The sequence below is a fragment of the Pedobacter sp. CFBP9032 genome (assembly GCF_034045265.1).
In the GTDB taxonomy this organism is placed as follows: domain Bacteria; phylum Bacteroidota; class Bacteroidia; order Sphingobacteriales; family Sphingobacteriaceae; genus Pedobacter.
The window spans coordinates 670,383-683,737 of sequence record NZ_JAXCWE010000001.1; the positions used below are offsets into that span (position 1 = coordinate 670,383).

The window sequence follows — 13,355 nt, forward strand, 5'->3', positions numbered from 1 at the left end:
TACCGGGGTTACGGTTGTATTTTTTTACAAAACCCAGTTCCAGCCAAATTCATCTGGTGCCAAACCATAACGGATGTCGTTAAGTTTCTTCGCAATTCCATTTGAAATATTTCTGGTTGATGGATCTGATAATTGGTAAATCTCACCTTTGTAGCCAATCTGGCCCACATGCGTTACCGTTGCAGCTGTACCAGCGGCAAAAGCTTCGGTTAAGCTTCCATTTTGAATGCCATCAATAACCTCTTTAACTGAAACCCTGCGCTCTTCTACTTCGATGCCAGATTCTTTAGCCAATTTGATAATGGTATCTCTTGTTACCCCATCTAAAACGGTACTTCTTACAGATGGTGTAACTAATTTTCCGTCGATTACAAAGATTAAATTAGCCGTTCCTGCTTCCTCGATATATTCATGAGCAATAGAATCAGTCCAGATCAACTGATCAAAACCTTCTTTTCTGGCTTGCTCGAAAGGGTATAATGAACGGGCATAATTTCCGGCTGTTTTTGCAAATCCAACACCACCTTCATCCGCACGTGTAAATTCAGTTTCAATCTTAACCTTTAGGGCCGAGCTATAATATGGTCCTGTTGGAGTAGTTAAAAGCGCAAATTTATAAGAATCAGATGCACGAACACCCAAGTATGGATCTGTAGCAAACATTACCGGACGAATATAAAGTGCATAATCTGGTTGATTTGGCACCCACTTTTCATCAATAGCAATCAAAGCCGCCAAACCCTGCATAAAAATTTCTTCAGGGATAGTAGCCATAGACATTCTCGCTGCAGACTTGTTAAAACGCTCGAAGTTTTTATCTGCACGGAAGACACTAATTTTTCCGTCGGGTAAGCGATAAGCTTTTAAACCTTCGAAAATTGCCTGGCCATAATGTAATGCAGAAATTGCCGGGCTCATTGGAATTGGTCCATATGGAAGAATCTGCAGATTTTTCCATTCGCCGTCTTCATAATCGGCTGTAAACATGTGATCGGTAAAAACCTTACCGAATGGTAATTCAGAAAAATCAGTAACTGTTAAACGAGTTTCTTCAGCTTTAGTGATTTTTATCTCTAATGTCTCGGTCATTATATTTGAATTTTGAATGATTGATCTTTGAATATATGAATGGTTTGCCATAAGCAAATTCAATCATTCAGGCATTCTCTAATTCAATCATTATTTATTTTGCGCAAAATAGCAAAAAAGCCGCTTTTATAATAGTTTTCTTCGATATTAATCTTTGTTTTTAAGTGTTTTGAGTACACTAAGCACCCAGCCTTTCCCCCATTCATTCATATTTTCTTCAGTCCATAAGAAAGGATAAAAAATTCTTTTCTGAAAACGCGGAGGCAAGTATTTCTGCCAATTGGTTCCACCAGTAGCGGCAATATCAATTGGATCTTTCTCCAGGTAACGGACAGCCGATTTATAGTGAGATAAAGGCCACTCTACATTTACATATAAATCAAGTTTACGCAACTCTTCTGCAAGTAAAGAAACATCATTTCCTTGGGCTTCTAATTGATGATATAGCGCAGAGAAATTAGTTAAAGAACGATCCTTTGCCAATTGCAAAAACTGTGCGGCGTACTTCTTAATAAACTGCTTTAAAGTTAGTGTCTGCTTTCCTGAGGCTAATTCTGTGGCACCAAATTTCCAGTAAATATTTTCAAACTGCTCTTCAATGGAAGCGTTGATTAATTCTTCCCTTTTACTTTTATCAACCAGCCGAATAAAATCAGTTGCGCAGATCTCAATCATTCTATATTGCCCTGATTGAAAACCGCTTGCTGGCAAAAGAGACATTCTGAACTTCAAGAATTGCTCCTTTTCCATGCCATCAACCATCACTTCGAAAGAGGTGGTTAAGGCATTAAAATAAGCATTGATTCTTTTCACACGAGCGGTAAAAAATTCTACTGTTAAACTTTCATGTTCAGCAATTTGCCTGCACTCATGTAAAGAAAGTTTAAAATATAGCTCTGTAATCTGATGATACATGATGAAAATTTCTTCATCCGGAATTGGCGTTTTCGGATTCTGAAGACTTAACAAAGTATCGAGGTGAATATAGTCCCAATAGGTTAGAAAATCAGCATAAAGTAATCCATCCAGGTACGAAGCCATATCCTGTCCCATTGCGGTATACTTTTCTTGAAGTTGATCCAGTTTGTTCTTAATCTCTGGTGTGAAGTCCATTCTTTTGATTTATTAGTGCAAAGGTGATAAAGATTTTTGTAGAATGGCGAAATTTTCTACATTTGACTTGAAGGCGATGGGGTACCGCCAAAACCGCCCAGACAGGCTGATGACTCCTACGATTTTATTAAAAATTGAATTCAAATGCCTGTTAGAAATTTAACGGAAGAACTTCTTACGTCTTTCGATCGCTTTAAAAAGCAAGATTCTAAATCTATTTTACTGAATACCCTGAAGTGGGTATTTTTTTCGTCAATTATTGGCACCACAGTGGGGTCTGCTTCTGCACTATTTTTAGCTTCACTAAACTGGGCGACTGATTTTAGAGAGAGTCATTTATGGATGATTGCTTTTTTGCCGCTGGCAGGATTAGCCATAGGTTTTAGTTATCATTACTGGGGAAAAGACGTTGTAAAGGGGAATAACCTGCTGATTGAGGAATTGCAAAGTCCCAAACAGGTGATTCCGATTGTGATGGCACCTTTAATCTTCGCCGGAACAATTATTACCCATTTATTTGGTGGTTCTGCAGGGAGAGAAGGCACGGCTGTACAGATTGGAGGTGCTTTTGCAGATCAGCTCACTAAATTATTTAAGCTGCAGCCTGCAGACCGAAAAATCATTTTAATCTGCGGCATTAGTGCAGGTTTTGCTTCAGTTTTTGGAACGCCTTTCGCAGGTGCCGTTTTTGGCCTTGAAGTTTTTATATTGGGGAATCTGATGTACTCAGCCATTTTACCATCACTAATTACGGCCTTAATTGCAGATTATACTTGCAAAGCCTGGGGCGTTGGCCATACACATTATTCCATTGTACTGGTACCGCAAATGAATATCATTAACCTGATGTTATCGCTGAGTGTCGGAATCATTTTTGGTTTAGCAGCAAGATGTTTCTCCGCTTTAAACCATACCTTTTCACGTATTTTTGCTATACTTAAATATCCACCCCTCAGACCCTTAGTAGGAGGTTTGTTACTGGTTGGATTTATTTATCTGCTAGGGAACACCCGTTTTATCGGATTGGGTATTCCAGTAATATTAGAATCTTTCACTCATCAACAAGACTATTATACATTTGCAATTAAACTTTTTTTAACTGCATTAACATTGGGTTGTGGTTTTAAGGGTGGCGAGGTAACACCTTTATTCTTTATTGGCGCAACACTTGGAAGTTTTTTAAGTTTCTACGTTCCACTTCCGGTTGGCCTGTTAGCAGGAATGGGGTTCGTGGCCGTTTTCTCTGGCGCCGCGAACACGCCATTGGCTTGCATAATAATGGGTATTGAATTATTTGGAATAGATTCTGCGGTTTATATTGCTCTTGCCTGCATCATTGCATACTTCTTTTCTGGTCATTCCGGGATTTACAAATCACAGGCCATTGGTAGTTTTCAAAAATTTCGCATTAAAAAGCATCAGTTTTTAAGATAGGGAATTACAGGTTAGTTGAATTTAGAGGCTTTCTATGATTCCAGGCTGCTAAAGCAAACTGCGAGGCATTGCAGCATGCAAATAGCAAGTGTCTTATAACTTTGCGTGGTATTCATCGCCATTGGTTTCAACCAATGGTGGGCTAGTTAAAGCTGATATTATTCAAAAGTTTTTTATAGCAATTCATTTGCTATTTATTTCAGCTCAAAGATTTTTTGAATATAGTGGCAGTCTGCTAAGGCAAACTGCGAGGCAGTGCAGGATGCAAATAGCCAGTGTTTTATAACTTTTGCCTGGTATTCATCGCCATTGGTTGAAACCAATGGCGGGCTAGTTTAAGGCGATATTATTCAAAGTATTTTATAGCGATTCATTTGCTGTTTATTTCAACCCAGAGGCTTTTTAAATATAAATGGCAGTCTGCTAAAGCAAACTGCGATGAATTGCAGGATGCAAATAGCAAGTGTTTTATAACTTTTGCCAGGTATTCATCGCCATTGGTTGAAACCAATGGCGGACTATTTTAAGCTGATATTATTTAAAGTGTTTTATAGCAATTCATTAGCTATTTATTTCAGCCCAAAGACTTTTTGAAGTATAAATAGCAGTCTGCTAAAGCAAACTGCGATGAATTGCAGAATGCATATAGCAAGTGTTTTATAACTTTTGCCTGGTATTCATCGCCATTGGTTTCAACCAATGGCGGGATAGTTAAAAGTGATATGTTATTCAAAGTATTTTATAGCGATTCATTAGCTATTTATATCAGCCCAAAGACTTTTTGAAGTATAAATGGCAGTCTGCTAAAGCAAACTGCGATGAATTGCAGAATGCAAATAGCGAGTGTTTTATAACTTTTAGATGGTATTCATCGCCATTGGTTTCAACCAATGGCGGAATAGTTAAAGGCGATATTATTTAAAGTGTTTTATAGCGATTCATTTGCTGTTTATTTCAACCCAGAGCTTTTTAAATATAAGTGGCAGTCTGCTAAAGCAAGCTGCGATGAATTGCAGGATGCAAATAGCCAGTGTTTTATAACTTTTGCCTGGTATTCATCGCCATTGGTTTCAACCAATGGCGGGATAGTTTAAGCCGATATTATTCAAAGTGTTTTATAGCGACTCATTAGCTATTTATTTCAGCTCAAAGACTTTTGAAGTATAAATGGCAGTTTGCTAAAGCAAACTGCGATGAATTGCAGGATGCAAATAGCGAGTGTTTTATAACTTTTGCCTGGTATTCATCGCCATTGGTTTCAACCAATGGCGGGCTAGTAAATAGAGAATGTAATCTATTTTGAAAAAGAGATTGCTTCGTAGCTGAAAAAGCTACCTCGCAAAAACGATTTTCAGGTTTAATTAATACAACACCCTAAATTTAATAGTATGTTCAATTTTCTTAAGTGATTTGAACAATTGTTTATCATACTGTGCATTAATATCGGTAATGGCATAACCAATTTCCGAATTAGTCATTAGAAACTGTCCGACAATGTTGATGTCGTGCTTTGCGAACACAGTATTAATCTTTGCCATAATACCTGGCACGTTTTTATGAATATGAATTAATCGGTGAGATTTATCAATTTTTGGCAATTGTAAATTAGGAAAGTTGCCGCTTAAGTAAGTAGCGCCTGTATTCATAAAATCCGCAACGCGCTTCGGAATAAAATCAATATTGCGGGGGTTATTTTTTGGATCATCAAAGACAACTATTCCCTGCCTGGTACATAAATCGAAATCAAATTTATTTTTGGCACTACCCAAATAACCGATGGTTTTTAATTTAATGGCATTTTTCAATTGCTCATTATCTAATTTCTCGCCATTTGCCAGAACGATAATTCCAACATCCTTCACATACTTTTCTTCAAAAGAAGTTTTTTGTCTGATGGAAAGACCATCATTTTTTAAAATGGCTATTGTTGCCGGATCTACATCACCGATCACCAAACATAGAATCCTGTTTTTCGGATAGGAAATGGCACGTGGTAAATCATTTACATATAAAAACTCATCGAAACTTGGCGTTACGTGATCTGCTTTCGCCACAATACTTTCACGTGCGATATTCTCTGTAAAAGCAAAAAACTTATTAATTAATCCGCTTTCGCGCAATTGAAAGTCAGAATAACCATCCCCGATCCCAAAGAGCATGCCTTCTAACTTTAAATGTTGCAACAACTTTACTTTCCCGCCTTCCTCACTTAGTGGATTGGCATGATCGTAATCAATAATGTTTCCATCACCTGTAGTGACAAAGGTATTGGCGTAAATATTTTCTTTCTTAATGTGATACTGACTTACCACTGGGGTGATGAACTCTTTGAAACCGCCGGAAACAATCAGTACATCATCAGCATGTTTTTTAAAGAACTCCGCATTACGGGAAAATGAGGTAGAAACCTTTTTCTTGAGGTGTTTGATCAGTAATTTAAGATGATCTTCATTCGCTTCCAGCAATTTAACCCGCTGTGCTAAACTCTCAGAAAAGGAAAGTTTCCCTTCCATGGCAAAATTGGTATAATCTTCTATCTTCTGGAAAATAGCCTCTTTATCAGGATGGTTCTTTAAAGAGATTCTGGCAAGTTCATCAAGCGCTTCTACCTGGGTAAAAGTGCTATCGAAATCGATAATGTAATACGCTTTTTGTTTGGGCATTATTTCAAATATTGGGTAATTTCTGTTATGCAATCACGCACTGGTTTAAAAGTTATCCCAGTTTGTTCAATTACTTTATTATTGCTATAGTAACTCAGGGTAATACTGCTTCTGGCGGTATCTTTGGTTATAGATGGATCTTGTTTGGAAAACAATGAGGCTAATTTTAGTGCCCGCCAGGCGAGACCAAGCATCCAGGGTTTAGCCTCTTTGGTTGGTGCCTTCACTCCGAAACCATTTGCAATTTCGGTAAACAAGTCTTTATAGTGAAGGTTACCTGCGGAGATAATGTATCGTTCGCCAGATACTTCAGCATCCATTAACAGGATCATGGATTGAGCTACGTCCTCAACAGCTACAAACCCAGATGCACCATTGGTATAAAATGAAAAACCATCTTTTACCAGTTTGAAGATGGCACCACTGCCTTCAAAACCTGCATTTTTACCAATGATTATGGACGGATTAACAATTACAGCATTTAGACCTTCGTTAATTCCACGCCAAACTTCCATTTCGCCTTCATATTTCGAAAGTCCGTAGGCATGTGCTTTGGAATCATATTCCCAAAAATTTTTTTCTGTAATCTGATTATCTTTTTTGGCAATACCTAAAGCAGCAACAGAGCTGACATGTAACAGGCGGCAATTATGCTCCATACAAAGATTAACCAAATTTGAGGTACCATCTATGTTAACGTGAAATAATTGCTTTTTATGCTTAGAACTCAAGGATACGAAGGCAGCGCAGTGGTATACCTGTGTAACCTTTTCGAAGGCTTCTTCGAGCGTGGCGGGTTCATTAATATCGGCATTGAACCACTCAATCAATGTATTATGCTGAATTAAAGCAGGAATTTTAGATTTCTCGCGCCTCAAAGCACGAACGGCTAAACCTCGATCGGTTAGCTGTTTTAACAATTCAGCACCTAAAAATCCTGTTCCTCCGGTTACCAGTATCATTTTATTTTTTTCGAGCTATATGTGGAAATACGCATTCAAAAATAGATATTTGAGGCGAGAGTTTTAAATATATGTCGTTAACGGATTTCTTTTCCCCGGTAAACCCCGATAGTTTCACCCCCAAACAAGGTTTTTTCACCAGTCAGCTGGGTTTAAAAGCACAAATTCACAGCACATCTTTTCCTGATTTTGAAGAGAACACCTATGATTTAGCCATTATTGGTGTTCTTGATGGAAGAGGTGCAGTAAACAATGAGGGTTGCGCCCTGGCTCCTGATTATTTCAGAGAGAAATTCTATAAATTAAATGAAGGTGCTTTTACCAGCCGGATAGTTGATTTAGGCAATATCAAACATGGGGCAACCATTGCCGATACTTATATTGCCATTAAAATGGTAGTGTCTGAGCTGATTAAAAAAGACATTATTCCAATCATTATTGGCGGCGGACAAGATTTAACTTATGCCCAATATTTAGGTTATGAAGATTTAGAGCAGAAAGTTGATTTGGTGGTCATTGATAATCAATTTGATATTGGTGATGATGAAAGCGACGGCATTGAGACCCGCTCTGACTGTTACCTGAACAAAATTTTCTTACATCAACCTAACTTCTTATTTAACTATAGTAACATAGGGTATCAAACCTATTTTGTAAACCAGGAAAGCCTGAGCGTAATGGACAAACTGTATTTTGATGTCCATCGGTTAGGGGAATTTGCACAGGATATCACCCTGACGGAACCCATTATCCGCAATGCGAACATGATCAGTTTTGATTTAGGTGCCATCCGTTCAGCTGATTCCGCAGCAAATGCAAATACCACCCCTAATGGTTTTGACGGCGAAGAAGCCTGCCGAATTGCCCGTTATGCGGGGATGAACGACAAATTAACATCTATTGGTTTCTATGAGTTTAACCCGGCTTACGATAATAATGGCCAAACCGCTTTTTTATTAGCACAAATGGTTTGGTATTTTATGGATGGTTTTTACGCCCGGAAAAAGGATTTTCCACTAACGCCAAAATCGCAATTTATGATTTACAGAACCAGTTTAAAAGACGGCTCCGGCGAAATGACGTTCGTGAAAAGCAAGAAATCAGATCGCTGGTGGATGCAGGTTCCATACCCTTCAGGTCAATCTAAAAATGAACGCTATCATTTGGTACCTTGCCGCTATGAAGATTACCAAACAGCAGTAAATGGCGAAATGCCAGATTTATGGTGGCGAACTTATCAAAAACTCTCATAATTTTACTTTACAATTTCCGTTATACTCACAATAATTATCTTTAAATCAAACCACTATCCTTCTTAAATTTTTAAGATAAACCAACTTATGAAAAAAATATTATTATCTGCATTTGCCCTACTGCCACTTGCTGCACTAGCTCAAAAACCTTTTGCCTTAAATGGAGAAGTCAAAGGCTTAAAAACCGGAGATAAAATTTACCTGATTTACCAGGGCGATGGAAAAAACGTTACCGATTCTACCACAGTAGCAAATGGTGCTTTCACGTTCAAAGGAACAGTAGCAAGCCCGGCTCAAGGAAGTTTATATCTAAACAAAAACCCTTTTGTTAACCGCCCTGCACAAGGGGAGAAATTAGATGGTTTGCCCATTTATTTAGAACCCGGAAACATCAAACTAACTGCAACAGATTCCCTGAAAAATGCAAACATTACGGGTTCTCCGGTAAATGATGATGCTAAAAAATTAAAAGCGTTGACTAAACCCGTTGAGGATAAGTTAATGGCGATTAACGCTGAATACAATGGCTATACTGCGGAGCAGAAAGAGAATAAGCAAACGATGGATGCGCTAAGGGCTCGTTATGAAAAAGAGGCTGCGGAGATGACTCCGCTTTTGCTGCAATTTGCCGGAGCAAATCCAAAATCATATATCAGTTTAAGTGCAGTTAATCAGTTATCTAGCGACCCAGAACAAGCCGTTGCTGCTGAAAAAGCTTTTGCCGGATTGTCTCCGGAATTAAAATCGACTCCAGCCGGAACCAAGCTTACTCAAGTATTTGAAGCCGGCAGAAAAACGGCCGTTGGCGCAATGGCGATGGATTTTACGCAGACAGATACTGCTGGTAAACCCGTTAAATTATCTGATTTTAAAGGAAAATATGTATTGGTAGATTTCTGGGCATCCTGGTGTGGCCCATGCCGTCAGGAGAACCCGAATGTGGTAGTGGCTTACAACAAGTTTAAAGACAAGGGCTTTACTGTTCTGGGTGTTTCTTTAGATCGTCCTGGTAAAAAAGATGCCTGGTTAAAAGCAATTGCTGATGATAAACTAACCTGGACGCATGTATCAGATTTAAAATTCTGGGACAATGAAGTGGCTAGAATGTATGGCATTCAATCTATCCCTGCAAATTTCCTGATTGATCCGACTGGAAAAATTATTGCTAAAGGCTTAAGAGAAGAGGCATTACAAAGCAAACTTCAGGAGTTATTGGGAAGCAAATCTAAATAAAATTAGTCCTTCAAGATAAAGCCGCAGATTTGCAGATTATTTAATTAAAATCTGCAAATCTGCGGCCTTTTTATTTTGAAGAATTAGACCAAATCAAATCCAATATCTTCTCTGAAGTACTTTCCATCGAAATAAATCCTTCCAGCATCAGCTGTTGCAGATTGTAATGCGGTAAACAGATCTTTTTGTAAGCTTGTGATGGCAATTACCCTGCCTCCATTGGTTTTCACTACGTCGTTATCTAAAAGTGTACCTGCATGGAAAGCATTAGAGTGACGTAAATTTTCAATTCCAGTAATGGCTTTACCTTTTAGATAGTCTCCCGGATATCCGCCTGCAACAATCATTACCGTAGCAGCTGTTTGCTCAGAGATCACCAGATTAACATGATCTAATTGTTTATTGGCAGTTGCCAGGAATAACTCTACCAGGTCATTTTCAATCCTTGGAATTACGCTTTCCGTTTCAGGGTCACCCATACGGGCATTGTATTCAATCACAAATGGATCATCTCCTACTTTAATCAATCCGAAGAAAATAAAGCCTGTGTAATCAATATGATCTTTTTTCAAGCCTTCTACTGTAGGCTTGATAATGCGTTCTTCTACTTTTTGCAAGAAATCTGGCGTAGCAAAGGGAACCGGAGAAACAGAACCCATGCCACCTGTATTTAAACCGGTATCATTTAAGCCAATTCTTTTATAGTCTTTTGCCGATGGGAGGGTTACATAATTTTCGCCATCACTTAAAATGAAAACAGAAAGTTCAATTCCACTTAAAAATTCTTCGATTACAACCGTTGAACCCGCCGCACCAAATTTACCACCAAGCATTAATTTTAATTCTTCCTGTGCTTCTACCGTTTCCGTACAAATTAAAACGCCTTTACCCGCAGCTAACCCATCGGCTTTTAATACCACTGGCAATGCATGCGTTTCAAGATAAGCTAAACCATCAGCTAATGTTTCTGGAGTAAAAGATTTGGAAGCTGCAGTTGGAATGCCATGACGCTCCATGAATTGTTTAGAGAAATCTTTGCTTCCTTCTAAAATGGCACCTTCTTTTTTAGGTCCGATTACCGGGATATGAGCAATGGCTTGATCAGCAAGGAAAAAATCGTGAATACCATTTACCAAAGGTTCTTCCGGACCAACGACTACCAACTCAATATTTTCAGCTAAAACAATCTTTTTGATTGAATCGAAATCATTTACATTGATGTTAATGTTGGTGCCATAAACGCCTGTACCGCCATTTCCTGGTGCAATAATCAATTTATCGCAATGCGAAGACTGGCTCATTTTCCAGGCAAATGCACTTTCTCTGCCGCCCGAACCTAAAAGTAAGATATTCATATGGGCAAAGATAAATAAAAATGGGAGATGGAATATGGGAAAAATTTTAGTAGCAAGACAGGAGTATTAAGTATCAAGTCGTTGTTCGTTTTGAGACTTGGCTTTTAGCTTTGATCTTTCGCTTTGTCTTTTAGCTCCAAATCGTTTACCGTTGTTCGTTTTGAGACTTGGCTTTTAGCTTTGATCTTTCCGCTTTAGTCTTTCTGCTTTAGTCTTTTTGCTTTAGTCTTATAACTCCAAATTTTTGTTCGTTTACCGTGCTCGTCTTGAGACCTGGCTTTTAGCTTTGATCTTCCGCTTTGTCTTTAAGCTCCAAATCATTGTTCCTTTACCGTTGTTCGTTTCAAGACTTGGCTTTTAGCTTTGATCTTTCCGCTTTAGTCTTTCTGCTTTCCGCTTTAGTCTTTCTACTAACTTCCTTTTGCGCTTCTTGTCATTTGTTCCAGCATATCCCACATTTCATTCGGAATTGCTTCTAAACCATTCATTTGACCTGCTCCCTGAAGCCATTCGCCACCATCGATAGTAATTACTTCGCCATTAATATAGCCAGAAAAATCACTTACCAGGAATGCTGCCAGATTTGCCAATTCCTGATGCTCGCCTACCCTTTTAAGTGGTACACGGTTTTTGAAATCAAATTTTTTCGCTAAATCACCAGGCAATAACCTTTCCCAGGCACCTTTTGTAGGGAATGGCCCTGGTGCTATGGCATTGGTTCGGATGCCATATTTACCCCATTCTACGGCCAAAGACCGGGTTAATGCTAAAACGCCCCCCTTGGCACAAGCCGAAGGAACCACATAAGCAGAACCTGTAAAGGCATAAGTAGTAACAATATTTAGTACCGTAGCCGACTGTTTTTCCTTGATCCAATGTTTTCCAAAAGCCAGGGTACAGTTTACGGTTCCTTTTAAAACAATATCAATAACCGAAGAAAAAGCATTTGCAGATAAACGTTCGGTAGGCGAAATAAAATTCCCCGCAGCATTATTCAGCAAAACATCCACAGTGCCAAACCGCTCTAATGTTTTCGCCAGCACATGATCCACTTGTTCTGCATCCCGCACATCACAGGCTACAGCCAATACCTTACCTCCGGTTTTTTCTTCCATCTCATCAGCTGTTTTTTGCAAAACTTCCTGCTTACGGCTCGTAATTACCAAATTTGCCCCTAACTTAAGAAAATATATCCCCATCGCTTTTCCTAAACCTGTACCACCGCCGGTAATTACAATGGTTTTGCCTTTTAAAGCATCTTCTCTGAGCATGGGTGAATTGTAATTTAACATATGATTATTTTAATGAGGTGATAGAAATGGAAATAGGCAAACTGAAAACTGGCAATTGTAAACCGACAATTTGCAAACTGAAAACTGTCAACTGCTAACTGAAAACTGTCAACTGAAAACTGTCAACTGAAAACTGACTACTTCCTTTGCAAATTAGCCAGGATAGTTTCTAGAATATGACGCGTAGTAGGTGACCACCATTGTGCCAGCATTTTTTCCAGCGTAGCAGATTGATCAGCCGTCATGGCTGCAATTAATTCTTCGCGGATATTCAGTTTACTTTGAGACCAGGTATTGCTTTCCTGTTCCATAAACTTTTTAATTTTCCGCTCTGCTGCAGTGAGTAAACTTTCGTTTTTCACCAGTTCATCAACTAAACCAATTTTTAAGGCTTCTTCCGGGCTGAAAAGCTTTCCGGTTAGTAAACTGCGGGCCGCTTCTCCCTTTCCAATCCAGAAAGAATATAACTGGAAAATACTATTCGGAACGATGATACCAACAGGTACTTCATTCAGTCCGATAATATATTGCCCTTCTGCCATTACACGCGCATCGCAAGCCAGCGCAATAACACAGCCGCCCGCCGGACTATGGCCACTAATGGCTGCAACCATCGGTTTTTTAAAGGAAACCAGGTTTGCGGTAAAATTAAAAAACAGTTCAAAAAATGATTTTGCTTCTGCTTCATTATATCCATAGAGTTCTATTAAATCTAATCCGGCAGAAAAAAAAGGTGCTTTTCCTGTTAAGATTACCCCGCCAATATTCGCATCAGCTGCGATATTTTTAAGCATATCATCAAGCTCTGTAATTAACTCACGACCTAAGGCATTTGATTTTCCTTTATCGAGTGTAATGGTTGCCAGGCGATCTTTTACGCTTACTTTAATTGTATTCATGGTAATAGCTGTTAAATATCAATAATCACTATGCTTGCATAATAATCAAATTTATCTATTTT

Annotated in this window: 10 protein-coding genes and 1 riboswitch; of the genes, 3 read left to right on the forward strand and 7 right to left on the reverse strand. The window is 38.7% G+C overall.

Going from position 1 to position 13,355, the window contains the following annotated elements; genetic code table 11:
* Positions 1–24: 24 nt before the first annotated feature.
* A complete protein-coding gene (locus SOM16_RS02820) occupies positions 25–1,089 on the reverse strand; it encodes a branched-chain amino acid aminotransferase (protein ID WP_320462467.1) in 1,065 nt (354 codons plus the stop codon).
* 147 nt (positions 1,090–1,236) lie between these two features.
* Positions 1,237–2,202 carry a tryptophan 2,3-dioxygenase family protein gene (locus SOM16_RS02825; RefSeq protein WP_320462468.1) on the reverse strand — a complete coding sequence of 322 codons (966 nt, stop codon included), beginning with the start codon at positions 2,200–2,202 and terminating at the stop codon, positions 1,237–1,239.
* A 63-nt stretch (positions 2,203–2,265) separates the two neighbouring features.
* Positions 2,266–2,328, forward strand: a riboswitch (Fluoride riboswitch).
* 18 nt (positions 2,329–2,346) lie between these two features.
* On the opposite strand from SOM16_RS02825, the gene SOM16_RS02830 reads away from it, so the two are divergent.
* Complete coding sequence (locus tag SOM16_RS02830) at positions 2,347–3,636, forward strand: voltage-gated chloride channel family protein (protein WP_320462469.1); 1,290 nt, start codon at positions 2,347–2,349, stop codon at positions 3,634–3,636.
* A 1,361-nt stretch (positions 3,637–4,997) separates the two neighbouring features.
* Here the strand turns inward: SOM16_RS02830 and SOM16_RS02835 are convergent.
* Both SOM16_RS02835 and SOM16_RS02840 read right to left on the reverse strand, forming a co-directional pair.
* A complete protein-coding gene (locus SOM16_RS02835; RefSeq protein ID WP_320462470.1) occupies positions 4,998–6,299 on the reverse strand; it encodes an HAD-IB family phosphatase in 1,302 nt (433 codons plus the stop codon).
* Entirely contained in the window at positions 6,299–7,261 is a 963-nt protein-coding gene (locus SOM16_RS02840; protein WP_320462471.1) for an NAD-dependent epimerase/dehydratase family protein, read from the reverse strand. Before SOM16_RS02840 ends, SOM16_RS02835 begins: the two co-directional genes overlap by 1 nt.
* A gap of 71 nt (positions 7,262–7,332) precedes the next feature.
* Here SOM16_RS02840 and SOM16_RS02845 point away from each other — a divergent pair, with 71 nt between their 5' ends.
* Positions 7,333–8,514, forward strand: coding sequence for a formimidoylglutamase (locus tag SOM16_RS02845; RefSeq protein ID WP_320462472.1), 1,182 nt, complete (start codon positions 7,333–7,335; stop codon positions 8,512–8,514).
* A gap of 87 nt (positions 8,515–8,601) precedes the next feature.
* On the forward strand, positions 8,602–9,747 hold the full coding sequence (locus SOM16_RS02850; protein ID WP_320462473.1) for a TlpA disulfide reductase family protein: 1,146 nt from the start codon (positions 8,602–8,604) through the stop codon (positions 9,745–9,747).
* Positions 9,748–9,830: 83 nt separating this feature from the next.
* Here the strand turns inward: SOM16_RS02850 and purD are convergent, their stop codons facing one another.
* The 3 genes from purD to SOM16_RS02865 all read right to left on the reverse strand — a co-directional run bounded on the left by purD (position 9,831) and on the right by SOM16_RS02865 (position 13,293).
* A complete protein-coding gene (gene purD, locus SOM16_RS02855) occupies positions 9,831–11,102 on the reverse strand; it encodes a phosphoribosylamine--glycine ligase (protein ID WP_320462474.1) in 1,272 nt (423 codons plus the stop codon).
* Positions 11,103–11,512: 410 nt separating this feature from the next.
* Positions 11,513–12,394 carry an SDR family oxidoreductase gene (locus SOM16_RS02860; protein ID WP_320462475.1) on the reverse strand — a complete coding sequence of 294 codons (882 nt, stop codon included), beginning with the start codon at positions 12,392–12,394 and terminating at the stop codon, positions 11,513–11,515.
* Between the two features lie 137 nt (positions 12,395–12,531).
* The gene (locus SOM16_RS02865) at positions 12,532–13,293 is read right to left on the reverse strand and encodes an enoyl-CoA hydratase/isomerase family protein (RefSeq protein ID WP_320462476.1); all 762 of its coding nucleotides are present in this window, start codon (positions 13,291–13,293) and stop codon (positions 12,532–12,534) included.
* Between the last annotated feature and the right edge of the window lie 62 nt (positions 13,294–13,355).

Excerpts from the sequence above, each read along its gene's own strand:
- SOM16_RS02820 (WP_320462467.1), bottom strand. The coding sequence starts at position 1,089 with ATGACCGAGACATTAGAGATAAAAATCACTAAAGCTGAAGAAACTCGT.
- SOM16_RS02865 (WP_320462476.1), bottom strand. The coding sequence starts at position 13,293 with ATGAATACAATTAAAGTAAGCGTAAAAGATCGCCTGGCAACCATTACA.
- SOM16_RS02850 (WP_320462473.1), top strand. The coding sequence starts at position 8,602 with ATGAAAAAAATATTATTATCTGCATTTGCCCTACTGCCACTTGCTGCA.
- SOM16_RS02835 (WP_320462470.1), bottom strand. The coding sequence starts at position 6,299 with ATGCCCAAACAAAAAGCGTATTACATTATCGATTTCGATAGCACTTTT.
- SOM16_RS02860 (WP_320462475.1), bottom strand. The coding sequence starts at position 12,394 with ATGTTAAATTACAATTCACCCATGCTCAGAGAAGATGCTTTAAAAGGC.
- SOM16_RS02830 (WP_320462469.1), top strand. The coding sequence starts at position 2,347 with ATGCCTGTTAGAAATTTAACGGAAGAACTTCTTACGTCTTTCGATCGC.
- SOM16_RS02825 (WP_320462468.1), bottom strand. The coding sequence starts at position 2,202 with ATGGACTTCACACCAGAGATTAAGAACAAACTGGATCAACTTCAAGAA.
- SOM16_RS02840 (WP_320462471.1), bottom strand. The coding sequence starts at position 7,261 with ATGATACTGGTAACCGGAGGAACAGGATTTTTAGGTGCTGAATTGTTA.
- purD (WP_320462474.1), bottom strand. The coding sequence starts at position 11,102 with ATGAATATCTTACTTTTAGGTTCGGGCGGCAGAGAAAGTGCATTTGCC.
- SOM16_RS02845 (WP_320462472.1), top strand. The coding sequence starts at position 7,333 with ATGTCGTTAACGGATTTCTTTTCCCCGGTAAACCCCGATAGTTTCACC.